This is a genomic window from Micromonospora sp. CNZ295, assembly GCF_004217535.1.
Genome location: NZ_SHKZ01000001.1, coordinates 2,141,460 through 2,167,784 on the forward strand (window position 1 = coordinate 2,141,460; position 26,325 = coordinate 2,167,784).

Consider the following 26,325-nt stretch of genomic DNA (forward strand, 5'->3'; position numbering starts at 1 on the left):
GAACGTCAGCGTCTGGCGAGCCGCGTCGTGCAACTGACGATATCGGGCGGTGGCGAAGCAACCGACGCCCGCATGCCCTTCACCACGTCGATAAGGTGGCATGCGGCGTTTTCTGCTGGCTCGTGCTCCCAGATGCGTATGACGGTCCAGCCCGCGTCCTCAAGTTGGCGAGTGGTCTCGCGGTCCCGCTCGCGGTTCTTAAGGATCTTCGCCTCCCACCACGCGGCATTGGCCTTGGGCCAGGTTGCGTGCTGCGGACAACCGTGCCAGAAACATCCATCGACGAACACCGCTAACTTAATGCCGGTGAAGGCGATGTCGATCGTCCGTCGTCGCGAGCCAGCGACTGGCACGCCAGTCCGGTACCGAAGCCCTGCTCGGTGCAGGGCGCGGCGGATCGCCAACTCAGGTTCGGTGTCCTTCCGGCGCTGTCGTTGCATACGACCACTGACGCCAGCCGAGCTCGGTGCAGGACGTTCGGCCACGCCCCCACGGTAGATGGTTGGTCGATGCTGTCGTCGCTGGGGTGTTCTGTGAGCTTGTCCTCGGCTAAGTTCCTGCTCGTCACAGAGGGGTGGTAGATCTTGGGGCTATACACCGTCTTCGCGGACTGGGCGAGGCGAAACGGCATCGAGGCGGCCGTGCTCAGCTTCTCGGACTCGTTGCCGGACGCTCTTGTGGAGAAGTTTCGGCATCAGTTCGAGGCCGACAAGGCGAAGGTGCAGGCCGGTGGCCCTCCGATCATCACAGCCGGCTCAGACGACTGGTACAGCGGGCCCGGAGACGCCGACCGCTACTGGCTTGCGTTGAAGGCCCAGTTCGAGGCCGAAGGCTGGCCAGCAGAACGGATTGCTTCCGTGGACCATTCGTCCAGTACCGTCGTCGCTCACACCCCACGGCCGGATCGGTACAAGTGGGACTCGAAGGGTCTCGTGGTCGGCTACGTGCAGAGCGGCAAGACCACCAACTTCACTGCCGTCGTGGCGAAACTGGCCGACGTGCAGTACCGCCTGGTCATCGTTCTCTCCGGCATCCACAACGGGCTCCGCCGGCAGACCCAGGTGCGGTTGGATCAGTATCTGAAGGACCTCAACCCAGACCGTTGGGTGACTCTGACGGAGGAGTCACGAGACTTCGTGAAGCCGTCACACGATGCGTCAGCCGCCCTCAGCCCGGAAAAGACGGTCCTGGCTGTTGTCAAAAAGAATGCTGCTGTCCTCGGCAAGCTCATCAAATGGCTCGACACGCCGAACGGAAGGAAGGCTCTGGAGGTCGCGCCGGTATTGGTCATCGATGACGAAGCCGATCAGGCGTCGGTAGCCACCGGACGCATCAACCCACTCATCCGTAGACTGTTGAGTCTTATGCCGCGCTGCACCTACGTCGGGTACACCGCGACGCCATTCGCCAATGTCTTTGTAGATCCTGCCCAGGGCGACCTGTATCCGAAGTCGTTCATTCTCAATCTGCCGCGTCCATACGGCTATTTCGGCCCTGAGAAGATCTTCGGCCGTGATGCCGTTGAGTCGGAGGCCGCCGACGACGATGACGGTCCGCCGGACGGCTACGACATGGTCCGTCTCGTGGCAGAGGCGGACGTTCCCCTGTTACGCCCAGGCAGCAAGGAGCCCGCGGACGGGTTCACCCCCACCATGATCGATGAGTTGGTGAGGGCTGTTCACTGGTTCTGGCTGGCTACGGCCGCTCGCCGTGCACGGGGTGACAGCGGTCACAGCACGATGCTCATCCACACATCCGTCAAGATCGCCGTTCACGAGAGCTATCGGGCGCCCCTTGAGATGCTTCAGCGGAAAGCCATGGCCGGACTTGCCTCCGGTCGGCCTGACGTACTCGACGATTGGCGGAACCTGTGGGAGAAAGAGTCGTCACTAGTGCCGGCCGACGACTTCGGCCGGAAGCAGAACTCGTTCGATGAGGTGTTGCCGCATCTGGCCGACGTCATCGCCTCGACGCGTGTGATTCTCGACAATTACCGGAGCCAGGACCGCCTTGACTACTCCGAACCATCGGTGGTCGCAATCGCCGTGGGCGGTAATACCCTCTCTCGGGGACTGACCCTGGAAGGGCTCGTCGTCAGCTTCTTCGTCAGAGGAGCGACGGCGTACGACACCCTGCTTCAGATGGGCCGGTGGTTCGGGTACCGCACGGGGTTCGAGGACCTGCCCCGAATCTGGATGACGCCGAGTCTCGCAGCGGCGTTCCGTCATTTGGCAACTGTCGAACACGAGATGCGTGACGACATCGACCGTTACCAGCGAGAAAACCTGACGCCGACCCAGGTAGCGGTCAGGATCCGGACGCACCCGTCCTTGCGGATCACGGCCAAGATGGGTGCCGCCCAGCCGGCTTTCATCTCGTACGCCGGTCGTCGCCTGCAGACTCGGTACTTTCGACACACCAACGTGGACTGGTTGGACAGCAACCTCCAAGCTGCGGAGTACTTCGTTCAGGAGGCGGTCCGGCATGGCCAGCTCGACGAGGACTTGGACGGCGCGCACCTGATCCGAGATGTTCCCGTCTCGCTGGTGAAGACGTTCCTCTCGCGGTATCAGGTGCACGAGGACTCCCCGGACCTGGACCCGGACCTAATGATCAAGTACATCGACAAGCAGCTCACTAGCGATCCGCCGAGTCTTGCCTTGTGGTCGGTCGCTGTCGTCATCGGTGATGGTCCCACCCAGAGTTTGGGCGGACTAAGCGTCCGGTATTCGATCCGGTCGCGATTGAACGATGGCCAAGCTGAGCGCGCCGACATCAAAACGCTGATGAGCAAGCAGGACCGGGCGCTCGATCTCGGTCTGACGCCAGCGGAGGCTCGGGCGATGGGTGAGAGCGACCTTGTTGCGCTGCGCAATAACGACCCGGTCTGTCACGACCGGGGTTTGATCGTCCTCTACCTGATCGAACCAACGAGCGAGCCCGTGAATCCAAAGCAGGGTGCTGACCGCAAGACCCCACTGCGTACCGCACTCAACGCAGTAGGGCCGGTAATCGGAATGGGCATCACCTTCCCGGGAGACGTCAAGACGAAGGGGATCCAGGCTACTCACGTGGCCGTGGACCTCACCGACGTCGAGAGCGAGAACATCGACGAGGCGCTCGACGTGGACACCGAGGAGTTCGCGTGACGGAGATGGAACCAACCATGCTTGAGCGTGCGTGGGCGGTTCTGGTGCCGCCGCGCGCGAAGGAGCTGGTCTCCTTCCCGCTCGAAGTCCTGTGCGGCGCGGAGCCATGCCGCGTGGCACTGGACGGTCTGGGCGCTCGTCACCTTCTCGTTCCTGCTGGCGACGATGCCACGCCCGTCGACCCCAAGCCGGCGGTGCTCGGTATGGCGATTCGCAGGCTCAGCTTTGGGGGGTCAGCCGTGACGTACGTCGACGTGTCGTGCGCCGAGTCCGACCTCTTTCCCGAGTTCGACGAGGTCGTGACCGACGTGCTGGAGGCGGTCTCGGGCGCACAGAGGCCTGCGTCGGCGGCGATCGGGGCCGTGACACGCTGGCGGAGGCTCTTTCGGAGCCGTCTCGTCCGTGGCTTGTCACGTCAGGCAAAACTAGGGCTGTTCGCGGAGCTCGCCATGCTCTCCTCCCTTGTCGAAGCGGATTCCGGATTCCCGCTAAGAGCGTGGCGCGGTCCGCTCAACGAGCCCCACGACTTCGAGGCGGCCGCCCGGTGCCTCGAGGTGAAGGGACTGGGCGCCGCTACTGACAGCATCGTCGTCCATGGGCTGGAGCAGCTGAACACCCATGACGGCCGACCGTTGGACCTCGTCCTTCTAAGAGTGGTGGAAGACCCTGACGGGCAGAGTGTGAGTGACCTTGTCGAACAGCTCCGCGGCGCCGTGGCCTCGCGGGCGGACCTCCGCACCCACCTGTCGGCGGCAGGCTGGTCCGAACAGCGAGATCAAGCCGACCTCGACACTTTCTCGATAGAGGAAGTGCTCAGGCTCGTGGTAGGGGTTGGCGTACCTCGCCTCGCCCCCTCGTCCCTCGTCGAAGGCGCTCTTCCGCATGGCGTCGGAGACCTGAGCTACCAGGTCGATCTCGCCGCGTTGCTTCCGCTGAGCTCCGGCGCATCGCTGGCAGAGATTGCCGTGGAGGCGGTTCGTTGAGCGGCCGCTGGTGGTCACAGCCTTTCGCGCCGGAGGGTTCAGCGGCCGCGGAAGGCATCGTCAAACAGTTGGGCCGCCCTGCGCTTGACCCGCTAACCGTTCTGGTCAGGGAGGCGGCACAAAACAGCTGGGACGCGCGTTTGTCGGAAGGCGTGGTGGAGTTCGGGGTTGACGTCCGTGTGCTGGACGAAGACGTCGACGCCTGGCGCGAAGTTCTGCTGCCCGGCCCTGCGAGCGATTCGAACGTTAATCTCGACGATGCTCTGCGGCCCGAGACTGTCGTGCTAGTCATCTCCGACCGCAACACTGTCGGCTTGGGCGGTCCGCTCCGTGCCGGTGAGCGGGCGCGTGACGACGAGACACCGGACTTCGTGCAGTTCCTCCGGAACGTCGGGGAACCGAGTGATCATGAATTTGGCGGGGGCACGTATGGCTTCGGGAAGGGCATCTTCTACCGACTCAGTCGAATCGGCGCCATCTTGGTCGATACGAACACGGCGGCGGGTGGCCCGACTGGTCGGCGGCTGATGGGCGCCGCGCTCGGACACAGCTGGTACCTGGGTGACCGACGGTTCACCGGTCGGCACTGGTGGGGGCATGTGGCGCCGGATGACATCCCGGACCCGCTCCTGGCCGCTCGGGCGGAGTCCGTGGCCAAGGACCTGGGCCTCCCGGGATTCGCCGATGGCCGCACCGGCACGGACGTCGTGGTCCTCGCCGCTGACCTGGGCTCGACCGGTTCTGAGTCGTACACCCGGGAGCGCACGCCGGCGGAAGCTGCGATGTTCATCGCCTCATCCATCGTGTGGAACTTGTGGCCGAAGATGATTCCGAACGAGCGCGGCCGCTACATGCGCTTCGTCGTAGCTGTCGATGGCTCACGCGTATCTGTCCCCGAACCTGACAACTTCGACGAGTTGGCGCCCTTCGTCGAGGCGCTGCATGACGTCCGTGCAGGTAAAGGTGTTTCGTACTCGCGGACCGTTCCGCCGAGAAAAGCGGGCTCCTTTGCGTTGGCGCTGGGAGCCGCCGACGGCAGAAGTACCCGTCTAATGCTCGGAGCGGCGAAGCCCTTCGAGGGACCGCCTCATCACGTCGCCCGGATGCGTGTCGCTGAACTCGTCGTGGACTATCTGCCGGGCCCGCCCCACCCTGACACACGCCTGTCCTACGGGGCCGTGTTCAGGGCGTCCGAGGATGCCGACGCGTTGTTCGCGTCTGCTGAGCCACCCACGCACGATGACTGGATCGCGAAGGGGCTGAGCGGATCAGCTCGAGGCGTTGTGCTTGGAGCCCGCAATTTCATACAGAAGCAGGTGGATGAGAAACTCGGCTTCGGAGCCCAGGCTGGCGGCTCAGGCGGTCAGGGTCTGGGCGAACTGTCAGCCTTGCTCGCTGGAATTGTCCCGGCTCCTAGCAGTGTCGGCCAGGACACCGATGGATCCGCCGTGAAGAGTGGCCTTTCAGACGGTGGAGGGGCAGGACTCGGGGTCGGCGGTGGCTCAGGCGGTGCTTCGGCGACGCGGCGAGGGGGGAAACCTCGCCTGGCTGGGGCGCCGTCTCTGCAGATTTATCAGGGACGTGCGTACCTCGTCGCTCTCGTGAAGGTTCCTGCGGGTTCAAGCGTGAGGACTGTGTCGGCTGACGTTGAAGTCGTCGTCGAAGGTGGCGGCCGGGAGAACGAGCCCCCGTTAGGTGCTGCGCTGCCGCAGGTCATGCAATGGCAGTCCGTTTCCGGGGACGTCGTCGTGCAGGGTAGGACCATCCAGGTGCCCGCGGGCGAGGAATCGGACTGGTACGTGTATGCGACGCACGTGCCAGACGCCGTCGTGCGGTTTCGAGTGAGCCAGGTGATGTCGGATGCCAGCTGACGTCCGTCCTTATCTTGTACCGAAACCTGGCACTGTCGTGTGGCAACCATGGATGTTGCTCGGCGCCCAGGAGTGGTTGCCATTGCCCGATGCCGTCGACGGTTGGGATCCGGGCACAGACCTGCGGGTCGCGCGACGAGTGCAAGTCGACGCAGGAAGGTTCGTTCAGGAGACGGGTCTGGAGCTCGATGATGTCGTGTTGACCGTGTCCTGGACTAGTTCCACGACCGACATGACCGAGGCCTCGTCTCCTGTGCCGTTCCATCCCAATGGTGCGGCCGTCGCCGACACGATCCTTGTCGGGGAGCGCTTGTCCGGGATACTGACGCTCCGCACCACTGTCAGCCTGGTACGCCCCCCGGCCCGCCGGGCGGTCGGCGTGGCCGCCGTCCAGGGCTCCGTGCTTGCCGAACACGTCCAGCGTGTAGTGCTGGAGAACGTGTCCTCCATGTTCCCAGTGCATGAGATCGACTTCTCTCACACGCGTCTCTCGCCGACTGCCAGCTGGCATCTCGAGACCAGCACAGAACTCACCGCGCCGTTCTACGGAACGTTCCGTGTATTGATCAACAAGCGTGACCGTGAGCTATGTGCGGCCGTCGCTCGCGGCGCCAAGGACAGAAGGCAGCAGGCTCTCCTGGACCAACTGCAGGCGGACGTCGCCGCGCTGCTGCTGGAGCTTGCTCTTCACCTTCGTGACGAACTTGCCGAACGCGAGGCATGGCCCCCGGATAGCGTCGGCGACGTCCTCTCGAGAACTGTAAGGGCTTCGCCGCTGCCGGTTGCTGCTCCACCGTCGCCCGTCGAACTGGCCGATTTCAGGACTCAAATCTCCGGCGCAATCAGGAATCTCGGAAAGGGGCGGATATTCCAGTGAGCGAACTGTGGCCCCATCTTCCGGCAGTCATAGGCGCAGCGATGTATGCCAGGATCAATGAAGGGTGGACTCCTACGCCCTCTGAGACACACCCGGACCAGACCTGGGCCCCTGTGGGCGGTCGCGTTTCCGTCAAGCGGATACGGGACCTGATAGATGCCGTGTCGACGCTCGCGGAGCGGCATGGCTTTCCCAAGGCGGCTGCCCCGGATGCGCGAGTCGCCTTCGACCGGGACGCCGCCAGGCTAATCCGAAAGAACATGGACCTCGCCTGGGCAGAGGCGGGCAACCGGGATGTCTGGTCCTTCATCTCCCTCGTCGCCCTACCTGACGTGACCATGTGGCGCTTCGGTCGCGAGAACAGGGAACGGTGGGTCGCGACCGATCTGACCAGGCACACCTGGGCGCGGTTGTGGTGGCAAGCAGTGGTCTTCGCTGGCCACGAGCAGATTCTTGCCGCCCTCAGTGAGAGCGACCTCAACCAGCTTCTCGAGCGCCGCAGCATCGGCGGCGACTCACGCCTCGTACGTGAGACGGCGCGCGCCGTCACGGAACTCTCTGCGGGCGTTCCCCGGAGACGGGTTATTCGTGACGTCACACTCCGGTTATTGCGATACCTGGCATTCCTGGACGTACGAGCCCTCAGCGACCACCAGGTCCGAGATCTGTGCTCGGCGCTGGTAACCGAGACGGTCATGAACCTGCCGAGAGCCACGCCTCATCGTTAGTGCTGGTCCAGCGTGGCGGCTATGTGCTTCGCCAAACCTGCCGCCAACTCGACCGGCACGGCGTTGCCGATCTGCCGGGCGATCTGGATCTTGGTTCCGCACCACTTGAAGTCGTCGTTGAAGCCCTGTAGCAGTGCCGCTTCGTGGTGGCTCAATGCGCGGTGTTCCTCGGGGTGCAGGTAGCGACCTTTTTCGGGCTTAAAAAATTCTGTCCTGATGGTGACGGACGGTCGATCCCAGCGGAGACGCGCGAATACGTCCATGCCGTCTGTCCGTCCCACCCAGCACGGGGGAAGGAGATGCGGCGGGATGCTACGCCGATCACCCTCCGGAGGGATGCTCTTCATCCGCTCGACGGAAATCTTGGCGTACTTTCGTGCGAAGTCCAGAGCCGACGCCTTAAAAGCTCCTGGTACCTCTTGTCTGAAGAACCGGTCCGTGTCATCCGGAAGCTCGGTGTTGTCAGGTATGACAGAGTGGCGGAGCTCCCAGATGGCATCCCGTACGGTTCTCCATTCTTCTCGGGGCACATCGCCATCTGGTACATGTATCCGGGGGAAGTCCTTGAGGGTCCCGATGACAATGAATCTGCGACGCAGCTGCGCCGCTCCGAAATTTGTAGCAAGAACCGTCTGAAAGCTCAACGAGTAGTTGCTGAGCATGCCGCCAGGTAGCGTCTCCTTCCAAAGGCTATGAAATTGGCCGGAGCGCTTGAACTGTGGCACGTTCTCGAGCAAGAACGCCGCAGGTTTGATCTTCACCAGGGCCTCGACGTAGTGGCGCCACATGGAGTTGCGCGGATCACCGATGTCGCGCTTGCCGAGGCTCGAAAAGCCCTGGCAGGGCGGTCCGCCGATGACCACATCGGCGGACGGCAGATCTCCTTTCACCCATTCCTCGATATCGCCCCAGTAGACGTTTTCTTCTCCAAAATTGGCTGCGTACGTCGCAGCTGCTGCGAGATCGAGTTCGACTGCCCCCACGGTCCGGAACCGACCGGTGCTGTGGAAGCCAGACGTCAGACCGCCGCAACCAGCGAAGAGGTCGACGACTCGCAGTTTGTCCGGCCCGCTCTGCAACGTGTCGGTCACCCTTTCCTCCTGCCGATAGCCGCCGCTACGCACAAATCGCTAGGGGAAGTCAAGCAATCGTATTGATCAGGTTCGCCGTTGCCGCGGAGGCGCGCCGGCCGCCAGGTGACGGGAGGGGATGGTTGTTCCAACGGCCTCTTCCTTCATCGAACAAGGGATCCGGACGGCCTGCGCACCGTACAGGCCCCCTACGACATGCCTCGCCTGTCGTTCCCTGCATTGCTCGCTGGCCGAGGGTTCCTGGGCCAGGGTCCAGCAGCGTAGCCGAAGACCCCTCGCCTCTCGCGGATGGGGAGGCCGCCGACCAGCCGGGCCTCCATGGCCTGCGGACGTCCTTGGATGAGGCGAAGACGGGGATCTCGCCTTGCCAACGCTTGCCCACGGCATCGCCAATCAGGAGGTTCTGCCGGGTGCGGGAACGACGGTGCGTCGGACGCGCGGAATTGCTTGGTGTCCTTCCCTGATCCAGCGACTCCAAGAGAGCGGGGCGTACCGGTTGGCCTGGAGGCAATCCAGATGGGGATTACGACGGTCGTCGATCCAGCGGATGTCAATCGCGTCGCCGCGGTCGGATGTGTCTAGGACCGCGATGTCCAGGGCAAGGTTCGGGAAGGTGCGTCCTAGGGTCTCGTCCTGCTGCACGACGTGCTCGAGTTGGTGGATGATGCCGACCCCGCAGAATTCCACATGGCCTTTTACCAGGCTCTGCCCGTCTCGCTCTACGGTCACTGCGCGGAATAGTAACAGCGGCGGTGCGAGCAGCCGGTCTTCGATGCTCATCGAGGCATGGAGGGGCCAAGTATCGAGGAGCGCCTTGTTGCCTACAGTGGAGCCGAGTGGGCCTGGGCTGTTGGCCTTATGGTCTCCGTAGTAGCGAACATGCCCGCGATTCAGGTCGAACTCGTCGTACCAAGGATTAGTCGCGTGCCCCGCCTTCCAGGGACTGGATCGAAGGGCAACGACGGGACGTCGTACCCCGTCCGGCCCGTGGACATGGGCCGTTGCATTGATGCCTCGCTCGAGCTGGATGCGCGGCAGGCTGCCGTCTGGCGGCGACATTGTGAAGTGGTAGTTGAGGTAGCCGTCCAGCTTCTCTTCATGGAGCCTGGCATCGCGCGCGTAGCGAAGGATGTCGTGCGTCCGGACGATGCGGGGCTTCATGATCGCATCCTGCCGCATCTGGACCGGGGGGCAACAGGCCCCTTCGGCTCAGACGGACGTAGACCGTCGGACGTCGACGGGGCGACGGCAGTCCGAGGCAATGAACCTGGTTCTTGCTCCTTCTAGATCCTTGGGTTCGAGAATCTGAACAACTGAGTCAGGTTTTCAGGCTGCGGGCCTGAGGCGTGCTCGGGCGATGTAGTCGTCGACGTGGTGGTCGATGGTGGCCAGGGCTTGGCGCAGGGCGGGTCGGGCTTGGGGCTGGTCGGCGGCGAGGAGTGGGCGTAGGAGGCGGTCGTTGAGTTTGGTGTAGAAGATCGCGAGGCGTTGGCCGTCGGGGGTCAGGACGTAGGTGTGGGTGTGTTCGATGCGTCGGATCAGGCCGTTGAACCGCAGGCGTCGTAGGTCGTAGGTCATCTGGCTGGTGGTGTAGCCGGTGCCGAGCAGCCGGGCGGTCAAGGCGCGAAGGCTCTTGTTGGTGACGCCGGTGACGGCGAACAGGCTCAGGCATAGGGCGCCGGTCAGGGCCATGACCCGAGGGTCGGCGAAGCGTAGCGCTGGGGCCCTCCTGCCATCCTCGGTGAGGGTGGGCTGTGCGACCCGTTCGATGACTGGGCTCGCAAGGACGCAGCTCTGACCGGCACGGATAGTGTCCAGCAGCCGGCGGTTGGCGTCACGGGCTTTGGCGACGACTTCATCGAGGTGTTCCAGGCGGCGCAGTACGCCGATGTCGTAGGTGTCGTTGATGACGGTTTCGATGCGTAGGGCTCGCCGGTCTTTGAGGTAGTACTTGACCCGGCTGTCAATCCCCCGGAATCGTGGAGGACTCCGTTATGCGGCTTCGGCTCCTCGAGCCTGGGCCATGAGTCGCTCGTAGTCGATCGGTGACATGCCGTCGCAGGCGCTGTGACGTCTACGGGCGTTGTAGAAGTCGACGATCCAGGTGGCGATCTTGATACGGGCTTCGGCGCGGGTGCGGAACCGGTGCCGGTGGATGTATTCGACCTTGATGGTGGAGTTGAACGCCTCGGCCGCGGCGTTGTCCAGGGCGCAGCCGACCCGGCCCATGGACTGCAGGATGCCCAGCCGGCGGCAGGCGGTGGCGTAGTCGGCGGCGGTGTACTCACTGCCGCGGTCGCTGTGGAAGATCACCCCGTCGATGGTGCCGCCGCGGGTCGCGGCGGCCATGGACAGCGACGCGGTGGTCAGGTCCGCGTCGTGGTGGGCGCTCATGGCGTAGCCGAGCAGCCGGCGGGAGTACAGGTCGATCACGGTGGACAGGTAGAGCTTGCCCTCATCGGTGGTGATCTCGGTCAGGTCGCCGCACCACAGCAGGTTCGGTGCGACGGCGGTGAACTGCCGCCGGACCCGGTCCGGCGCGGCCGGCCGTTTGCCCTGCTTGGTGAGGCTGCGCCGCCGGCGCGGGGTGCGGCCGGCCAGGCCGAGGGCGGCCATCCGCGCGGCGACGGTGTTCTCCCCGACCCGCCAGCCGGCCGCCCGCAGGTCCAGGGTGACCCGCGGGGAGCCGTAGGTGCCGCCGGAGGCGTCGAAGCTGGCCCGGATCGCCCCGTCCAGGTCGGCCTGCCGCTGCCGGCGGGCGGTCAATGGACGATCGCGCCACTTGTAGAACCACGACTGCGACAGCCCCAGGGCGCGGCAGGTCACCGCGTGCGGCACGCCGTGCTCGGTCCTCTGGGAGGCGACGAACGCCGCAACGCTCACTTCGTCGCCTCCTTGACCCACAGGACCACAGATCGCTTGAGCACGTCGCGCTCCATCGCCAACTCGGCGTTCTCCCGCCGCAACCGGACAAGCTCCGCGCGCTCGTCTTCATCCAACCCACCGGCGGCGCCCTCACCACGGGCCCGCCGGTCCTGCGCCACCCAATTGGCAAGGGTGCCGTCGTTGATCCCCAGGTCCCGGGCCACCTGTGCGATCGGCTTGCCCGTCTCCCGGACGATCCGCACGGCGCCCTCGCGGAACTCCCGGTCGAACCGTCTCCTCTTCTCAGCCATGACCATCTATCCCCTTAGGTCTGGCCTCCACGCTATCGGGGGAACCTCACGGCTGTGGCGGTAGAAGGCGTTGACCACGACGCCGTCGTTGTCACGGTCGATCGCGGTGCGGAACACGCCTTTGGTGGTGGAGCGGACCTGCCGGTTGAAGATGATCTCCATGTTGTCGGGGCGGCCGATGTCGAGGTTGTCCGCGGCGAGGGCTTCGAAGAAGGCCCGGGCATGGCGGGGCGCGGTGAACACGATGGTCTTGGCGACCTCGATCTGGCGCATGGAGATGTCCCACCAGTAGCCGGCGGCCCGATCGGCGGGGGTGAACGGCAGCGGCAGCCGTGCCCACCAGCGCTCGGCGAACACGGTGACGGTGCCGGGTCCGAGCCGGTCACAGATGTCCTGCAGCCCGGTGGGGTCGTCGCAGGCGGCGAAGCCGTTGGACAGCTCACGGAAGCTGATGCCCGCCTTGGTGGCTTGGCGTTTGGCCCACTCGTGCCCGTTGAACCAGATCTTTCCCGGGTAGGGGAAGTAGGCGCAGATCTTGATGAACGCCGGCCCGACGTCGACGTCCCACAGGTAGAAGTAGTAGCAGGTGACCCGCCGGTCAACGCGCTGGTATGAGAACCACACGGCCCCGGTGCCGGTGGCGGACTTCGATCCGGTGAACACGCGCTGGTACTCCTGCGCCACACCGATCGCGACGACCTGAGACCGGCCACTAGCCGCGGCTTCACGCATCAACGGCATCACCTGATCGATCTTGCGCTCCGGCCACGGGCTGTCCGCCAGCACACCCGGGCGGGTCTTCTCCTTCCTGCCGGTGAAGCTGATGACCGGGATGTCGTTGGCCTCGGCGAACGACAGCACCGCCCGGCGGAAAGCCTGCCCACGCCGTTCCAACAGCGCAGGAGACGGCACCGGCATGCCCTCGTGCTGGGTGAGGAAGCTGACCACCTGCCCACCCACGACCAGGTTCGGCACGGACATGGTCAGATAAATCCGGTCCAGGCAGTCGATCTCCAACAGCTTCTGCCCATCGAGCACGTCATTGACCGTGACCGCATTCGTTCTCGCCAGACGTGAGGCCATGACCAACCTCCGCATCCACGCCTACGAATGCCAGAATGAACCCGCCGGCACCGGTCCGACCAGCCCAGCCACCCACCTCGGCGGTCCGAGGCGGAGCCTCACTGGTGCCGCATCAGGCAACGTTCGCCCTGTTGACTACCTCGCGTAGGCGTTCGTCGGCGGCGTTCTTGTTCCGCCAGATGATGTAGCGGCGGATCATGCTGCCCTGCTGCTTGTGGCTGGTGTGGTCGGTGGTCGACGGCGTGCTATGGACTGACCGGCACCCCACGACGGAGCGGTACGTGTGGCAGATCGACGTCGCCAGCGTCGACACCAAGTTCGTCGAGCAGCACCGTGGTGTCCCGGCCCAGCTGCTGGACCGGCAGCTGGCACCCGAGCGGATCGACGCGGCAAAGCCGCCAACTCGGTTCGCCGAGCGGTACAGTGCCGCACCAAACCCACGTATGTGCGGCTGCGGGCGCTTGCCCGCCCCATCCCGGCGGCGCTCGGTCCGTTCAGCGAGATGACGGTCCCGGTTGACGAGTTGGCCGGCACTCCGCTCTCGTACGGGTGCTCGTCATGGAGAACGAAACTACGTACCTGGCCCTTCCGTCGATGCCGGACGCTGCTGCGGTCTTCGGCGGCGGCTACGCGGTCCGTGCGCTGGCGCCGCTGACCTGGCTGCACGACCTGGAGCTGAGCTACTGGGGCGACATTGACACCCACGGGCTCGCCATCCTCGACCGGCTCCGCCAGGTGTTTCCGCACACGACGTCGGTGCTGATGAGCTCCGCGACGTTGCTAGAGCACCGGCAGCATTGGGGCCGGGAGGCCGCCCCCGGTCGCGGTGGAGCTGGCCCACCTGACGCCCGCGGCGTCGCAGCTGTACCGCGATTTGGTCGCCAACCGGTACGCACCTGCCTTGCGATTGGAGCGGGAGCGGATTCGGTTCAGCACCATGGAACGAGTGTTGACCGACTAACGCGACTCGGAGTCCGGGCACTTTCGAGCCGGGTCGCGCAACCTGCGGCGGGCCGAAGGACCGCGGAATCTCCCGGGAGGCTATTCGATACGGAGACGGTCAACGACCATATGCCAATCCAGCTCAGCAGGCAGGGACGCCACGGCGACGGTCGCGTCCTGTAGCAGCCGTAGGTGCCCGTCGTAGCTTGGATGAGCGGCTAACTGCTCCTTGACGTTCGGAAAAGCGTAGATCGGGATGCCAGCGCCGAGCGCCTCATTCAGGATGCCCAGCGCGAGGGTGTCGTTGATACCCTGCGCCCACTTGTTAATGACGTTGAAGGTGGCAGGTACGGCGGCGACGGCCGTAGCCAGCGGATGCGGCTCGGGGTCGCCGGGCTTCCGCCACTCCACCCGGACGGGATACCCGGTCTGCTCGGCAAGGGCCTCCCGGTCGATCCACGTCGCGGCGGTCGGCGTAGCGGTCAGGCAGACGGTCCAGCCGTCTTCCTGCAGCAGGTCGATCAGTTCAGCGATCCGCAGCACCGGCGGCGCGGCGCAGACGACCAGGGCAAGCACGCGGGGGTCAGTCATGCCAGCAAACCGGCCCGCTCTGCGAGTGGCCGCAGCCCTGGCGTCGCCGCTCGGCGCTCCTTCGCCAACAGGTCGAGCAGGAGCATCCGGGCGCGCACGTTTGAGTGGACCATCTCGGCGGCCACTCGCTCGGCTTCGAGCAGGTGCAACACCGAGACGGACCTGTCGCCGGACGACAACAGTGCCGCTGCGGCCAAGTCCACGTGTACTTGCGCCCTCCGCCCGACCAGGACGGGCGGCAGTCGCGACGTGTCGAGCCGCGTCGCAATCTCCATGGCCTGGTCCGCGTTGCCGGCTCGGACGGCAGTGGACACCGCATGAATGACAACGTTCGTCGGACCGAAACCCGTCCACAGCCGGTTGCGGTCAGCTCCCAACGTCGTCGCAAGCGCCTCGGCGTGCGCCAGGAACTGGCTCGCTTGCTTCGGATCGCCCTGTTTAGCAGCCATGACGGCAGCTAGGAGCAGTAGTGCGCCGTGAGCGGAGAGAAGGTCAGGATCGGCAACTGAACCAGCCGTGGCCAGGCGCTCGATGCTGGTCCGCACCACCTGCTCCGCTTGGGCAGTTCTTCCGGGCTGCCGCATCAGTCCACACGCCGCCTGGTGTGCGGCAACTGTAGCCAGCGCCCGATCGTCTGCGAGACGGGCTGCGGTCGAAGCCCGGTCGGCGGTCAGCAGGGCCGCTTCGCCGTCACCCACCTTGGCCGTGAGCTTCGACGCGGCGATGTAGGCGGCGGCGAGCAGCCGAAACGCAGCGCTGCGGTAGACGCCAGGTGTGCTGGTGGTCAGGGCTGTCGCTTGGCTGAGCACATCCGGCAGAATGCGGGCGGCCGAGGTGTAACTCGCTCGCTGGTAAAGGTTGTGCACCCTGCCCACAGCTCGCCGGACCTCGACCAGCGTCGGAGCTGGCCGAGCGGAATCCACGAGATAGCTGGTGAGAAAGGTCCGGAGGCCGCTCAAGAGGTCCAGCCGGGCAGCAGTTGAAGCGGGATCGCGCTCCATGTCCTTCGCGGCCTGCCCTCGATGCGCTGCCACTGACACGTCGACGAGCATGTCGTGGAGCTGTTCGAGCGTAACTCCCAACGCGGAGGCGATTCGGCTTCGGTGCCATGGCTGCGGGTCCGTCTCGGCGTTCTCCCAGCGCACGACGGTAGACCGCTCAACACCGAGGAGGTCCGCCAGGCGCTCCTGGCTGTATCCCAGCGCCTTGCGCCGCTGACAGAGCCGGTGTCGCTTCAACGTCACGGTCGATCTCCCTCCGCTCTGCCGCCACTGTAGTAACAGTCCGTCAACGGGGTGAGTACGAAGGTGCCACATTTCTGCGTCACACAGGCGCCTCCGACGCTGTAGCTCCTGGTCAGCTCCTCGTCGAGGCTGAGCGCATGGCCCGGGGCGGGTGCTGGGCTCCGGCGGCGTTGACCCGAACGACGAGCGCCGTCCCCGCCCGCCCCGGTGCCCCACCAACGCGAGGGAGGGACATGGACTCGATCGACGAGGCGCTCGGCGAGCTGCCGCTTCCGCCGTACGTCACCGCCGAGGACGTCGGCTTCGCCCTCAAGGCGCTGACCGTGCACGCGCCCGAGCAGTGGCCGGACGGCCTGCGCTGCCGCAACGACCGCGCGCCGCACCCGTGCCGGCTGCACCGCTGGGGCCAGCGCGTCCTCGACCAGCGCGGCCTCACCGACCGGCAGATCCAACAGCTGATTGCCCAGCAGGAGGCACCGCAGCGATGATCTATGTGACCGGGGTACGCCTGCAGGCGCACCACGTCCGTGCCGCCGCCTTCGACACCCGTTGGCGCGGCCTAGACCCGAACCAGGTCAACGACTACCTCAACCGGATCGCCGACGAACTCGACCGCCTACATCGGGAGCTGACCACCGCGAACACCGAGTCCGAACGCATCCGCCAGGCGCTACGCCAGTGGCAGGCCCGCCACACCGGCTGCCGCCACACCCCGCCCGGCCTGCAGAACAGCAGGTGGCCACGATGAGCGCGCCCCGCTGGGTCATCCACCTGCCCACCACGCTGACCAGCCTCGACGGCGCCATCATCCTCGCCACCGCACTGCGCGACGCGCTCCGTCACGTCACCGCCATCGATTTCGGCGAGACCACGCTCAGCGAGGAGGACCGGCAGTTCCTGCGTACCCGGATCTGGTGTGACGCCCGACTCGACGGCGCCGGCCGCTGCCGACGCCGCAACGACCACGACGGCCCCTGCGCGGTCACGCGGGAGTAGCCTCCGGGCATGCCCGACCCCTTGATCGACGACCTGCTGGCCGGCTTCACGCCACCCGTGCCGTACACGATGGAGGCCGTCGCCGACGCTCCCCGCGCGCCCGGTGTGCACGTGGTCCTCGACGGCGGCACGGTCATCTACGTCGGCCGGACCGGGAACCTGCGCAACCGCCTGCGGCAGCACCTGACCGGCAATCGCGGCTCGTCGGTGCTGCACGAGCAGGTCGGCCAGCTCCTCGACAGGCAGGGCACGGTGGCGACGGCGCAGGACATCGCCGGCTGGCTGGGCGAGCGCGAGGTCCGCTGGCAGGAGACCGACAACCCGGAGGGTACGAAGGAAGCCCTGGTCCTGGCCCTCAAGCCCCGCTTCAACCGGCAGGTCCCGGAAACCGGGTGACGGGCGGGAGCAGCCTCCGTAGACCGTCCACGAGCCAGCTGCCCACGATTCGCCCCGGCGCCACATCGTCCGGGTCGGTAACAGATCTTGTACGCAAGGCGGCACACACGGCAAGGCACATTGCGGTTAGCGTCGTTGCTCGAGGACCCCGATCCTGGCCCGGATCATGTCGTTGACGAACTGGCCGGCGGGCTGTTTCTGGAGGGGCGACGATGGATAACGAGATTCAGTTGATCAGTGACGGTGATGGCCTGGCTGTCATCGGTGACCCGGGGGTGATCGAACTCTTCCTCGTCTCGAGGGGCTGCCGTCGAAGGACCTCGGGTTGCATCGACTCGGACCTGCCCTCCGTACGGCAGCGGGAGTCGCACAGGCAGGTTCCGAGATCGCCGCCCACTCAGGTCGCTGGATGAAATTGACTGAGGAGTCCGCGAAGATCGCGCAGAAGTTCCCGATGGTCACGAACTCGGTCTCCGGCAACGCTCATGCCACGCTGAGGGCGCAGAACGGTCAATTCGTCAAGAACCTCCAGTTCGTGAAGCCCGGATCGCTTCCGACCAACCCTGCGCTCCTGGCCGGCGCCGCGGGGCTCATGGCACAGCTTGCGATGCAACAGGCCATGGACGAGATCACCGACTATCTCGCCACGATCGACGAGAAGGTCGACGACGTGCTCCGCGCCCAGAAAGACGCCGTGCTGGCGGACATGATCGGGGTGGACTTCGTCATCGGGGAGGCCATGACGATCCGCGAGCAGGTGGGCCGGGTCTCCGAGGTCACGTGATCGAAGGTGCAGGCCACCTCGATGACGATCGCACGAACCCAGGCGTACGTGTTACGCCAGCTCGACGCACTCGCGGAGAAGTTGGAGCGCAAGTCCAAGATCGGTGACCTCGCCAAGGCGGCTAGGGAGGCGGAGTCCAAGGTTCAGGAGTGGCTCGGGGTTCTGGCTCGTTGCTTCCAACTGCAGGATGCGATCGCCGTGCTCGAACTCGACCGCGTGCTGGATGCGTCTCCGGACGAGCTGGACCGGCATCGCCTCGCACTTCGGGCTGCCCGGATGAACCGGCTGGAGCTCATTTCGCGGAGCACCGAGCGCCTCATGGCCCGCATGGATGCGGCTGCAGGCAGAGCCAACACCAAGGTGCTGCTGAACCCAATGGACTCCCCAGCTGTGGTGCAGTCGAGCAACCACGTCTCGATCGCCATCGTCGACTTCCACGGACGGCTCGGGATCGAGCGCGCTCGCCAGTCATCAGAGGCGAGACGATGGACGGACGCGGCCAAGGAGGCGAGGGACAAGGCGCTCGAGACGGGAGCAGACGGCGTTGACGCCGCCAAGCGCCTTGGCAACGAGACCCTCGGCCGGGCCAAATGGGCGACAGGCAAGCTCTCCAGCCGGATTGCCGAACGAGCGCTCCGTCGGCGCGGGGACGATGAGGAACGCGACGGGGAAGACTGAAGGGCCCGCCGGCCACAACGTCTTGCGGGTAGCACATGTGCTACGTTTGCTGTATGCATGAAGTTGGGCTGCGGGAGATGCGACAGAACGCCAGCGACCTCGTACGCCGGGCGCAAGCGGGTGAACGCGTGACGATCACCGTCGCCGGTCGCCCGGCAGCCGTGCTCGGCCCGGTCAGTCCTCGAACCTGGCGCGAGTGGGACGACCTTGCCGGCGTGTTCGACCAACCCACTGACCCAGGGTGGGCAGGTGATCGGGACCTCCTCAATGACACCATCGCCGATCCGTGGGTTGAGCGGTGAGCCGCGGCATCCTCGACACCAGCATCCTCATCGCTAACGACGTAACCCCGATTCCCGGCGAGTTGGCCATCAGCGTCGCCAGTCTTGCCGAGCTCCAGTTCGGTGTCCTGATCGCGAAAACCGCCGAGGCGAGGGCGCTCCGCTTGGCGCGGCTGAGCGCCATCCAACGTCGATTTGATCCGCTACCCATCGACGAGGTCATCGCTGACAGCTACGCACGGTTGGCCGCACGTGTCGTCGAGGTCGGCCGTCAGCCGCGAGCCAGGGTGATGGACCTGCTCATCGCCGCAACCGCACACGCGCATGACGCCGCCGTGTACACCCGCAACGCCGACGACCTTGCAGGTCTCGAGGACCTCATCACGATCCACACGATCTGACTTTGACCCGCCAGCGGCCCCGAGCAGGATGTCCCAGCCGGGCTCTAGCATGGGCGGCGGCTGAGTGACCAGGGCAGGGGCGGGCAGACGGCGGTGGCGATCGAGTTCGACGAGATCGAGTGGCTGCGCCGCAACAACGCGGCGTGGCGGCTGTTGCGCGCCGACCATGCCGCTCTTGTCCTGAGTTTCCTGGGGCTGGTGTTCGTCGAGGAGAACGTGCGCTCCATCTCCGGCGTCGAGCTGACCGCGCGCCTGGAGGACGAGCTGTACGCGCTCAACGAGCGGCTCGGCGCCGGCACCTTCCCGCGCGCCGCCAAGGCGTACCTCGACGACTGGGCGCAGCCGGAGGTCGGCTGGCTGCGGAAGTACTATCCGCCCGACTCGGACGAGGTGCACTTCGATGCGACCCCGGCGGTGGAGCGGGCGCTGTCGTGGGTGCAGTCGCTGCAGGCCCGGTCGTTCGTCGGCACCGAGTCCCGGCTCAACATCGTGCTCGAGCTGCTGCGCCAGATGGTCTACGGCGCGGAGACCGACCCGGACGCCCGGCTAGCGGAGCTGCAGGCCCGCCGGGACGCGATCGACGCCGAGATCGCCAAGGTACGCGGCGGTCAGGTGGAGGTGCTCGACGGCGCGGCGCAGCGGGACCGTTACCAGCAGTTTGTGACGACGGCGCGCGGGCTGCTCGGCGACTTCCGCGAGGTCGAGGCGAACTTCCGGGCGCTGGACCGGGCGCTGCGCGAGAAGATCGCCACGTGGAGCGGCTCGAAGGGGGAGCTGCTCGACGAGGTCGTCGGCAGCCGGCACGCGATCGCCGACTCCGACCAGGGGCGCAGCTTTCACGCCTTCTACGACTTCCTGCTGTCGCCGCAACGCCAGCAGGAGTTCGGCGACCTGCTCGCCCGGGTGCAGTCGCTCGACGTCATCGGAGAAGTGGATCCGCGGATGCGGCGCATCCACTACGACTGGCTCGACGCGGCGGAGCGCACCCAGGCGACGGTCCGGCTGCTGTCGGAGCAGCTGCGGCGGTTCCTCGACGACCAGGTGTGGCTGGAGAACCGGCGGGTGATGGACCTGCTCCGCGGTATCGAGGCGCATGCGCTGGCGCTGCGCGACCAGCCGACGCAGGGCCTGGTCTTTGAGCTCGACGCGCCCGCTCCGCAGGTCGTGCTGCCGATGGAACGCCCGCTGTACCGGCCTCGGGCGAAGCAGGCGCTGGACACCACGGTCGGCGCCGGCGAGGCCAACATCGATGTCTCCCGACTCTTCGAGCAGGTGCACGTCGATCCGGTCCGGCTGACCGACGCCGTACGCGCCGCGCTGCGCCGCAGCTCGCAGGTGTCCCTGCCGGAGGTCCTGGCCGACCGTCCGCTGGAGCAGGGCCTGGCGGAGCTGGTGACGTACCTGTCGCTGCGCGACCCGGGTTTCGACGTCGTCTTCGACGAGGACCGGCGGGACCAGGTGCGCTGGTACGACCCGGATGGGCGGACTCGGACCGCGGTCCTGCCCGCCGTCTCGTTCGTGCGCCGGGTGCCGGCATTGGATGGGGTGTGATGGCCGCGACCAGAAGCGAGGAACCGAGCCTGTCGGTGGCCGCCGCCCACCTGATGAAGGGCGTCGTCTACCGCGACACGCACCCGGTGCCCTGGCATCACCTGATGCAGTTGCAGGCGCAGGTCCGCGACTACGTCGCCGTGCTCGGCCTCACCGTCGTCGTCGACGAAGCCGAGGGGTACGCGTTCCTGCGCTCCCAGCCCGGCGACGAGGAGGCCACCGGGCAGCCGACGATTCCCCGGCTCATCCCGCGCCGGGCGCTGTCGTTCCACGTCAGCCTGCTGCTGGCGCTGCTGCGCAAGAAGCTCGCCGAGTTCGACGCCAGCAACGCCGACACCCGGCTGGTGCTGACCCGGCAGCAGATCGTGGACCTGTGCGCGGTTTTCCTGCCCACCTCGACCAGTGAGGCCCGGCTGATCGATCAGATCGACACGCACCTGGGCAAGATCGTGGAGCTGGGGTTCCTGCGCCGCATCGACGATGCCGAGCCGACGTACGAGGTGCGGCGGATCATCAAGGCCTTCGTCGACGCGCAGTGGCTGGCGGACTTCGACGCCCGGCTGGCGGAGTACGCCGCCGAGCTGGAGGCGACCCGATGACCGCGACCATGATCGGAGAGACCGCGCCCTCGGCTCTCGCCGGGTTCCGCCTGCAACGGCTGGAGCTGCACAACTGGGGGACGTTCGACGGCCGGGTCTGGACGCTGCGCCTCGACGGCGCCAACGCCCTGCTCACCGGGGACATCGGCTCCGGCAAGTCCACCGTCGTCGACGCCATCACCACGCTGCTGCTGCCGGCCAACCGGATCTCGTACAACAAAGCGGCCGGCGCCGACACCCGGGAGCGCACGCTGCGCTCCTACGTGCAGGGCCACTACAAGTCGGAGCGCAACGAGAAGACCGGCGCCTCCGAGCCGGTCGGCCTGCGCCGCGGCTCGTGCTACTCGGTGCTGCTCGGTGTCTTCGCCGAGCCGGTCAGCGGGGCGGCGGTCAGCCTGGCGCAGGTGTTCTGGCTGCACGACGGCAACCCGGGCCAGCCGGAGCGCTTCTACGTGACTTCCGATCGGGAGTTCACGATCGCCGGCGATTTCGCCGACTTCGGCTCGGAGATCGGCCAGCTGAAGCGGCGGCTGCGCCAGTCCGGCGCCAAGGTGTACGACCACTTCCCGGAGTACGGCAAGGACTTCCGGCGCCGCCTCGGCATCGCCTCGGACCAGGCGATGGAGCTGTTCCACCAGACCGTCTCGATGAAGGCGGTCGGTGACCTCAACGACTTCGTCCGCCACCACATGCTGGAGCCGTTCGACACCGGTGGCTGGATCCGGCGCCTCGTCGAGCACTTCCAGGATCTGACCAAGGCGCACGAGGCGGTGGTCACAGCCCGCCAACAGTTGGCCGCGCTCAAGCCGCTGCTCGACGCCTGCACCGCCTACGACGCGTACGGGCAGGCGATCGGCGAGCTGGACGCCAAGCGGGCGGCGCTGCCGTACTTCTGTGCCCGGGGCAAGGCCGAGCTGTACGCCGCCCGGGTCGCCGCGCACACCGCCGAGCTCACGGAGCTGCGCGCGCAGTTGTCCACCACCCGGGCCCGGCTGGCTGAGCTCGACAGCGAGCGGCAGCGCCTGGAGCTCGAGCGCGCCGGGCACGGCGGTGACCGGATCGCCGACCTGGAACGGCAGATCACCGAGGCCGAGGGCACCCGCGACGAACGCTGGCGCCGGTTCGAGCGGTTCAGCGGGCTGCTAACCGACGCGAACCTCCCGCCGGTGGAGGCGATCGAGCAGTTCACCGCCCGGCAACGGGAGGTCGCCGACGAGCTGACCGGCGCCGAGGAGCAGCGCGCCGCCCTGCAGAACGACCTGACCGACGCCGCGGTGCGGGTGCGGGAGCTGGAGCAGCAGGAGACAGAGGTCAACGCCGAGCTGCGCAGCCTGCAGGAACGACGCACCAACATCCCCCGGCGCAACCTGGACCTGCGGGCGCGCATCTGCGCCGAGCTCGAGCTGCCCGAGGCGGCGCTGCCGTTCGCGGGCGAGCTGATCCAGGTCCGGGCCGACGCCGCCGACTGGGAGGGGGCGGCGGAGCGGCTGCTGCGCGGCTTCGCGCTGTCGATCCTGGTGCCCGACGAGCACTACCCGACCGTGGCCAGCTGGGTCGACCGCCACCACCTCGGCGGCCGGCTCGTCTACTACCGGGTACCGGCGACCCTGCCCCGGCAGGCGGAGCCGCTGCCCGCCGACGCCGGCCGGCAGCTCTTCGCCAAGCTGGAGCTGAAGGAATCACCGTTCCGGCCCTGGCTGGAACGCCAGCTGCGCCGCCGCGCCGGCTACGAGTGCGTGCAGACGGTCGAGGAGTTCCGCCGCGCCGAACGGGCCATCACCCGGGCCGGCCAGGTCAAGGACACCGGCGGCCGGCACGAGAAGGACGACCGCAGCCGCATCGACGACCGCAGCACCTACGTGCTGGGCTGGAGCATCGAGCTGAAGATCGACGCGCTGCTGGCCAAGGCGCGTGCACTCACCACCGACAAGGCGCAGGCAACGAAGGCCCGGGACGCGGTCGTCGACCGGCTCGGCGCGCTCAACCGCCGACTCGACCTGCTGAGCAAGCTCGTCGAGTTCACCGACTTCACCGACATCGACTGGCAGTCCTCCGCGCAGCGGGTGCGGCGGCTGCGCCAGGAGAAGCAGCAGCTCGAACGCGCCTCCCGAGAGCTGGAGCGGGTCACCGCCCAGCTGAAGGCAGTGCTCGAAGCGATCGACGGCGGCAGCACCGAGCGCGACGATCTGCAGCGCCGGATCGCCCAGACCGAGCTACATCTGGAACAGGCCGAGCACGGCCGGCGCGACGCGGAGACACTGCTGCGCGAGCCAGCGGCGCAGGAGGCGGAACGCTGGTACGCGGCGATCGCCGAGCTCGCCGGCGACACGGCGCTGCGAAGCCCGGAGGACTATGACCGGCTGCGGGGCGTCACCGAGGACCGGCTCACCAAGGACCGCAACGAGGCAGCCCACCGGCAGGCCCTGGCCAGCAACCGGGCGGTACGCGCGATGGAGGACTTCCGCAACACCTACCCGGTGGAGGCCGCCGAGCTGGACAGCTCCATCCACTCCGCGCCGGAGTACCGGACGATGCACGAGCGGCTCGTCCGCGACGACCTGCCGCGCTTCGAAAACGAGTTCAAGACGTACCTCAACACCAACACCATCCGCGACATCGCCGGGTTCCACTCCCAGCTGCACAAGCAGGCCGACCTCATCCGGGAACGAATCGACACGATCAACCGGTCGCTGGTGGGCATCGACTACAACAACGGCCGGTACATCCGGCTGGAGGGCAACCGCACACCCAACGTGGAGATCCGCGACTTCATCAACGACCTACGCGCCTGCACCGAGAACTCCCTCGCCCCCGACGACGGCGACCAGTACTCCGAGCAGAAGTTCCTGCAGGTCAAACAGCTCATCGAACGATTCCGCGGCCGGCCCGGGTTCACCGACATCGACAAGGCCTGGGCGCGGCGGGTGACCGATGTGCGCAACTGGTTCGTCTTCTCCGCCTCGGAGCGGTGGCGGGAGGACGACAGCGAACACGAAACCTACAGCGACTCCGGCGGCAAGTCGGGCGGGCAGAAGGAGAAGCTCGCCTACACCATCCTCGCCGCCTCGCTGGCCTACCAGTTCAAGCTCGACCTGACCACCGACCCCGGCCAGACCTTCCGCTTCGTGGTCATCGACGAGGCATTCGGCCGGGGCTCCGACGAGTCGACCCGGTTCGCGCTCGCGCTGTTCCAGCGGCTCGGGCTGCAACTGCTCATCGTCACGCCGCTGCAGAAGATCCACGTGATCGAGCCGTACGTCTCCGCCGTCGGCTTCGTCGACAACCCCACCGGCAGCAACTCGCGGCTGCGCAGCCTCAGCATCGAGGAGTACCACCAGCAGCGCGAGACGCACCAGCTCGCCAACCTGATCAGCGTCGGGGATTGACCGTGCCGGCGTCGCGCTGGTCCACCCCGACGGACCTGCTGGCGAAAGTGCGCCGGCGGTGGAACTCCGGCGAACTGCTCACCGCGTACGCGCGGCAGCGGTGGGAACCGATCGTCGTGCCGCTGCGCGCGCCGACCGCCGTGGAGCTGGCCGAGGACTTCGGCGCGGCCCAGGACTGGCTCGCCGCGTGGCAGGCTGTCGACCCGGCCCTGGTACGCCTCGAATGGAAACGTGTCGGCGGGCGGCTCGTCGGCAGCAACGAGGTGCCGCACCGGGCGGTCATCGACAGCGCCGACCGGGTGTGGACGCTGCTGCGGGTGAAACGGCAGGTGGAGACATTCCTGCGGCTCGTCGAGGCGACGCGGCAGACCGCGCCCGCCGTGGTCGAGTGGATGACCGCCGAGCCGATGAAGGTGCTGGACAACGAGCAGAGCTGGGCCCGCCTGGTCGATGTCGTGCGGTGGATCGACCGGCACCCCACGACGCAGCTCTACGTGCGGCAGATCGACGTCCCTGGCGTCGACACCAAGTTCATCGAGCAGCACCGCAATGTTCTGGCTCAGTTGCTGGACCGGCAGCTGGCGCCCGAGCGGCTCGATGCGGCAAAGCCGCCGGCTCGGTTCGCCGAGCGGTACCGGTTCCGCACCAAGCCCACCTACGTGCGGCTGCGGGCGCTGGCCCGCCCCGCTCCGGCGGCGCTCGGCCCGTTCGGCGAGGCGACGGTCCGGGCCGACGAGCTGGCCGACACTCCGCTCGACGTCGTACGGGTGCTCGTCGTCGAAAACGAGACCACGTACCTCGCGCTTCCGCCGTTACCCGGCACAGTCGCGGTCTTCGGCGGCGGCTACGCGGTGCGCGCGCTGGCGCCGCTGACCTGGCTGCACGACCGGGAGCTGGTCTACTGGGGCGACATCGACACCCACGGGTTCGCCATCCTCGACCGACTCCGCCAGGTGTTTCCGCACACGACGTCGATGCTGATGGACGCCGAGACGCTGTTGGCGCACCGGGAGCACTGGGGCCGGGAGCCTGCTCCGGTCGCGGTGGAGCTCGCCCACCTGACGCCCGCCGAGTCGCAGCTGTACCGCGATCTGGTCGCCAACTGTTACGCGCCCGCCCTGCGGTTGGAGCAGGAGCGGATCCGGTTCAGCGTCGCAGAACGAGCGCTGACCAGGTGACGCCACCTCCGGAGTCCAGGCGCTTCCGAACCGAGTCAGAACCAGCGCCATCAGCAGCGACGATGCCGAGCACTGGGTCAGGCGAGCAGACCCGGCATGCCCAGGACGAGCGGCTGCTGGTCGCCTTACCGGCGTTCCTGGCCGCGGCCACCCGTTGAGTGCACCGGGCGCCCGAAAAGCGGCAGGGCTACCGGATTAGCGTCCCAAGCTGTAACGCATGTACTGCGCTGGGCCGCGCTGATCGTTGAACCGGTACCCCGATCTGAGCGTCAGCACAGGAGGACTCGGGGCCGGACTTGGACAACCAGTCACGTGGGGGTAGCTCCCACGCTGATCGGCC

General features: G+C 66.7%; 29 protein-coding genes and 1 pseudogene. 20 read left to right on the top strand and 10 right to left on the bottom strand.

What is annotated here, in order from left to right:
- Positions 1-5: 5 nt before the first annotated feature.
- Positions 6-485: a very short patch repair endonuclease gene (locus tag EV376_RS10155; RefSeq protein WP_486482574.1), complete on the bottom strand. Its 480-nt coding sequence runs from the start codon at positions 483-485 to the stop codon at positions 6-8.
- 99 nt (positions 486-584) lie between these two features.
- Here EV376_RS10155 and EV376_RS10160 point away from each other — a divergent pair, with 99 nt between their 5' ends.
- The 5 genes from EV376_RS10160 to EV376_RS10180 are packed head-to-tail and all read left to right on the top strand — an operon-like array spanning position 585 to position 7,608.
- Positions 585-3,149, top strand: a complete 2,565-nt coding sequence (locus EV376_RS10160) for a Z1 domain-containing protein (RefSeq protein ID WP_130322057.1) — start codon at positions 585-587, stop codon at positions 3,147-3,149.
- A gap of 5 nt (positions 3,150-3,154) precedes the next feature.
- Positions 3,155-4,132, top strand: coding sequence for a PD-(D/E)XK motif protein (locus EV376_RS10165; RefSeq protein ID WP_486482885.1), 978 nt, complete (start codon positions 3,155-3,157; stop codon positions 4,130-4,132).
- Positions 4,129-6,003, top strand: coding sequence for a hypothetical protein (locus EV376_RS10170; RefSeq protein WP_130322061.1), 1,875 nt, complete (start codon positions 4,129-4,131; stop codon positions 6,001-6,003). Before EV376_RS10165 ends, EV376_RS10170 begins: the two co-directional genes overlap by 4 nt.
- A 52-nt stretch (positions 6,004-6,055) precedes the next feature.
- Positions 6,056-6,880, top strand: coding sequence for a hypothetical protein (locus tag EV376_RS10175; protein ID WP_130322063.1), 825 nt, complete (start codon positions 6,056-6,058; stop codon positions 6,878-6,880).
- Between the two features lie 41 nt (positions 6,881-6,921).
- Entirely contained in the window at positions 6,922-7,608 is a 687-nt protein-coding gene (locus EV376_RS10180) for a DUF6339 family protein (RefSeq protein WP_486482886.1), read from the top strand.
- Here EV376_RS10180 and EV376_RS10185 read toward each other — a convergent pair.
- The 7 genes from EV376_RS10185 to EV376_RS30455 all read right to left on the bottom strand — a co-directional run bounded on the left by EV376_RS10185 (position 7,605) and on the right by EV376_RS30455 (position 13,271).
- Complete coding sequence (locus EV376_RS10185; protein WP_486482575.1) at positions 7,605-8,699, bottom strand: DNA cytosine methyltransferase; 1,095 nt, start codon at positions 8,697-8,699, stop codon at positions 7,605-7,607. The genes EV376_RS10180 and EV376_RS10185 overlap by 4 nt on opposite strands.
- Before the next feature lie 393 nt (positions 8,700-9,092).
- Positions 9,093-9,860 carry a hypothetical protein gene (locus EV376_RS10190; RefSeq protein WP_130322067.1) on the bottom strand — a complete coding sequence of 256 codons (768 nt, stop codon included), beginning with the start codon at positions 9,858-9,860 and terminating at the stop codon, positions 9,093-9,095.
- 165 nt (positions 9,861-10,025) lie between these two features.
- Positions 10,026-10,391 (bottom strand): hypothetical protein, encoded by a 366-nt coding sequence (locus EV376_RS10195; protein ID WP_130322069.1) that lies wholly within the window; start codon positions 10,389-10,391, stop codon positions 10,026-10,028.
- Between the two features lie 300 nt (positions 10,392-10,691).
- Positions 10,692-11,582, bottom strand: coding sequence for an IS3 family transposase (locus EV376_RS10200; RefSeq protein WP_130321138.1), 891 nt, complete (start codon positions 11,580-11,582; stop codon positions 10,692-10,694).
- Positions 11,579-11,875 (bottom strand): transposase, encoded by a 297-nt coding sequence (locus EV376_RS10205; protein WP_130322071.1) that lies wholly within the window; start codon positions 11,873-11,875, stop codon positions 11,579-11,581. The genes EV376_RS10200 and EV376_RS10205 overlap by 4 nt, the downstream gene beginning before the upstream one ends.
- Before the next feature lie 6 nt (positions 11,876-11,881).
- On the bottom strand, positions 11,882-12,958 hold the full coding sequence (locus EV376_RS10210) for a hypothetical protein (protein ID WP_130322073.1): 1,077 nt from the start codon (positions 12,956-12,958) through the stop codon (positions 11,882-11,884).
- Positions 12,959-13,070: 112 nt separating this feature from the next.
- The gene (locus EV376_RS30455; protein WP_207228632.1) at positions 13,071-13,271 is read right to left on the bottom strand and encodes a hypothetical protein; all 201 of its coding nucleotides are present in this window, start codon (positions 13,269-13,271) and stop codon (positions 13,071-13,073) included.
- Between EV376_RS30455 and EV376_RS10220 the strand changes: the two genes are divergently transcribed.
- The 3 genes and pseudogenes from EV376_RS10220 (at position 13,240) to EV376_RS30140 (ending at position 13,919) form a co-directional block, all read left to right on the top strand.
- Complete coding sequence (locus tag EV376_RS10220) at positions 13,240-13,464, top strand: hypothetical protein (RefSeq protein ID WP_486482576.1); 225 nt, start codon at positions 13,240-13,242, stop codon at positions 13,462-13,464. The two genes, EV376_RS30455 and EV376_RS10220, sit on opposite strands and share 32 nt — an antisense overlap.
- Before the next feature lie 43 nt (positions 13,465-13,507).
- Positions 13,508-13,762, top strand: a pseudogene (locus tag EV376_RS30135) (Wadjet anti-phage system protein JetD domain-containing protein); the annotation flags it as partial.
- 22 nt (positions 13,763-13,784) lie between these two features.
- Positions 13,785-13,919: a Wadjet anti-phage system protein JetD domain-containing protein gene (locus EV376_RS30140; protein WP_165437976.1), complete on the top strand. Its 135-nt coding sequence runs from the start codon at positions 13,785-13,787 to the stop codon at positions 13,917-13,919.
- Positions 13,920-13,999: 80 nt separating this feature from the next.
- On the opposite strand, the gene EV376_RS10230 is transcribed toward EV376_RS30140, so the two are convergent.
- Positions 14,000-14,491 (bottom strand): flavoprotein, encoded by a 492-nt coding sequence (locus EV376_RS10230; RefSeq protein WP_130322079.1) that lies wholly within the window; start codon positions 14,489-14,491, stop codon positions 14,000-14,002.
- Positions 14,488-15,735, bottom strand: a complete 1,248-nt coding sequence (locus EV376_RS10235; RefSeq protein ID WP_165437977.1) for a helix-turn-helix domain-containing protein — start codon at positions 15,733-15,735, stop codon at positions 14,488-14,490. Before EV376_RS10235 ends, EV376_RS10230 begins: the two co-directional genes overlap by 4 nt.
- Before the next feature lie 233 nt (positions 15,736-15,968).
- On the opposite strand from EV376_RS10235, the gene EV376_RS10240 reads away from it, so the two are divergent.
- The 12 genes from EV376_RS10240 to EV376_RS10290 all read left to right on the top strand — a co-directional run bounded on the left by EV376_RS10240 (position 15,969) and on the right by EV376_RS10290 (position 25,985).
- The gene (locus EV376_RS10240) at positions 15,969-16,223 is read left to right on the top strand and encodes a hypothetical protein (RefSeq protein WP_130322083.1); all 255 of its coding nucleotides are present in this window, start codon (positions 15,969-15,971) and stop codon (positions 16,221-16,223) included.
- Complete coding sequence (locus tag EV376_RS10245) at positions 16,220-16,483, top strand: DivIVA domain-containing protein (RefSeq protein WP_130322085.1); 264 nt, start codon at positions 16,220-16,222, stop codon at positions 16,481-16,483. The genes EV376_RS10240 and EV376_RS10245 overlap by 4 nt, the downstream gene beginning before the upstream one ends.
- A complete protein-coding gene (locus EV376_RS10250; protein WP_130322087.1) occupies positions 16,480-16,731 on the top strand; it encodes a hypothetical protein in 252 nt (83 codons plus the stop codon). Before EV376_RS10245 ends, EV376_RS10250 begins: the two co-directional genes overlap by 4 nt.
- A 9-nt stretch (positions 16,732-16,740) precedes the next feature.
- Complete coding sequence (locus EV376_RS10255) at positions 16,741-17,127, top strand: GIY-YIG nuclease family protein (protein ID WP_130322089.1); 387 nt, start codon at positions 16,741-16,743, stop codon at positions 17,125-17,127.
- 409 nt (positions 17,128-17,536) lie between these two features.
- The gene (locus tag EV376_RS30800) at positions 17,537-17,911 is read left to right on the top strand and encodes a hypothetical protein (protein ID WP_486482577.1); all 375 of its coding nucleotides are present in this window, start codon (positions 17,537-17,539) and stop codon (positions 17,909-17,911) included.
- A gap of 21 nt (positions 17,912-17,932) precedes the next feature.
- Positions 17,933-18,589 carry a hypothetical protein gene (locus tag EV376_RS30805; protein ID WP_486482578.1) on the top strand — a complete coding sequence of 219 codons (657 nt, stop codon included), beginning with the start codon at positions 17,933-17,935 and terminating at the stop codon, positions 18,587-18,589.
- A gap of 53 nt (positions 18,590-18,642) precedes the next feature.
- On the top strand, positions 18,643-18,891 hold the full coding sequence (locus EV376_RS10265; protein ID WP_130322091.1) for a type II toxin-antitoxin system prevent-host-death family antitoxin: 249 nt from the start codon (positions 18,643-18,645) through the stop codon (positions 18,889-18,891).
- Positions 18,888-19,271, top strand: a complete 384-nt coding sequence (locus tag EV376_RS10270) for a PIN domain-containing protein (RefSeq protein WP_130322093.1) — start codon at positions 18,888-18,890, stop codon at positions 19,269-19,271. The genes EV376_RS10265 and EV376_RS10270 overlap by 4 nt, the downstream gene beginning before the upstream one ends.
- A gap of 93 nt (positions 19,272-19,364) precedes the next feature.
- Positions 19,365-20,822 carry a DUF3375 domain-containing protein gene (locus tag EV376_RS10275; protein WP_207228104.1) on the top strand — a complete coding sequence of 486 codons (1,458 nt, stop codon included), beginning with the start codon at positions 19,365-19,367 and terminating at the stop codon, positions 20,820-20,822.
- A complete protein-coding gene (locus EV376_RS10280; RefSeq protein WP_207228106.1) occupies positions 20,822-21,421 on the top strand; it encodes a DUF4194 domain-containing protein in 600 nt (199 codons plus the stop codon). The genes EV376_RS10275 and EV376_RS10280 overlap by 1 nt, the downstream gene beginning before the upstream one ends.
- Complete coding sequence (locus EV376_RS10285) at positions 21,418-24,807, top strand: SbcC/MukB-like Walker B domain-containing protein (protein ID WP_130322095.1); 3,390 nt, start codon at positions 21,418-21,420, stop codon at positions 24,805-24,807. The genes EV376_RS10280 and EV376_RS10285 overlap by 4 nt, the downstream gene beginning before the upstream one ends.
- Positions 24,808-24,809: 2 nt before the next feature.
- Positions 24,810-25,985: a Wadjet anti-phage system protein JetD domain-containing protein gene (locus EV376_RS10290; protein WP_130328601.1), complete on the top strand. Its 1,176-nt coding sequence runs from the start codon at positions 24,810-24,812 to the stop codon at positions 25,983-25,985.
- Positions 25,986-26,325: the final 340 nt, after the last annotated feature.

What these genes read in the sequence shown, in the direction of transcription:
- EV376_RS10165 (WP_486482885.1), top strand. Translation starts at nt 3,155, where the DNA reads ATGGAACCAACCATGCTTGAGCGTGCGTGGGCGGTTCTGGTGCCGCCG.
- EV376_RS10175 (WP_130322063.1), top strand. Translation starts at nt 6,056, where the DNA reads ATGTTGCTCGGCGCCCAGGAGTGGTTGCCATTGCCCGATGCCGTCGAC.
- EV376_RS10180 (WP_486482886.1), top strand. Translation starts at nt 6,922, where the DNA reads ATGTATGCCAGGATCAATGAAGGGTGGACTCCTACGCCCTCTGAGACA.
- EV376_RS10190 (WP_130322067.1), bottom strand. Translation starts at nt 9,860, where the DNA reads ATGAAGCCCCGCATCGTCCGGACGCACGACATCCTTCGCTACGCGCGC.
- EV376_RS10195 (WP_130322069.1), bottom strand. Translation starts at nt 10,391, where the DNA reads ATGGCCCTGACCGGCGCCCTATGCCTGAGCCTGTTCGCCGTCACCGGC.
- EV376_RS10205 (WP_130322071.1), bottom strand. Translation starts at nt 11,875, where the DNA reads ATGGCTGAGAAGAGGAGACGGTTCGACCGGGAGTTCCGCGAGGGCGCC.
- EV376_RS10210 (WP_130322073.1), bottom strand. Translation starts at nt 12,958, where the DNA reads ATGGCCTCACGTCTGGCGAGAACGAATGCGGTCACGGTCAATGACGTG.
- EV376_RS10230 (WP_130322079.1), bottom strand. Translation starts at nt 14,491, where the DNA reads ATGACTGACCCCCGCGTGCTTGCCCTGGTCGTCTGCGCCGCGCCGCCG.
- EV376_RS10240 (WP_130322083.1), top strand. Translation starts at nt 15,969, where the DNA reads ATGGACTCGATCGACGAGGCGCTCGGCGAGCTGCCGCTTCCGCCGTAC.
- EV376_RS10245 (WP_130322085.1), top strand. Translation starts at nt 16,220, where the DNA reads ATGATCTATGTGACCGGGGTACGCCTGCAGGCGCACCACGTCCGTGCC.
- EV376_RS10250 (WP_130322087.1), top strand. Translation starts at nt 16,480, where the DNA reads ATGAGCGCGCCCCGCTGGGTCATCCACCTGCCCACCACGCTGACCAGC.
- EV376_RS10255 (WP_130322089.1), top strand. Translation starts at nt 16,741, where the DNA reads ATGCCCGACCCCTTGATCGACGACCTGCTGGCCGGCTTCACGCCACCC.
- EV376_RS30800 (WP_486482577.1), top strand. Translation starts at nt 17,537, where the DNA reads ATGAAATTGACTGAGGAGTCCGCGAAGATCGCGCAGAAGTTCCCGATG.
- EV376_RS30805 (WP_486482578.1), top strand. Translation starts at nt 17,933, where the DNA reads ATGACGATCGCACGAACCCAGGCGTACGTGTTACGCCAGCTCGACGCA.
- EV376_RS10265 (WP_130322091.1), top strand. Translation starts at nt 18,643, where the DNA reads ATGCATGAAGTTGGGCTGCGGGAGATGCGACAGAACGCCAGCGACCTC.
- EV376_RS10280 (WP_207228106.1), top strand. Translation starts at nt 20,822, where the DNA reads ATGGCCGCGACCAGAAGCGAGGAACCGAGCCTGTCGGTGGCCGCCGCC.
- EV376_RS10285 (WP_130322095.1), top strand. Translation starts at nt 21,418, where the DNA reads ATGACCGCGACCATGATCGGAGAGACCGCGCCCTCGGCTCTCGCCGGG.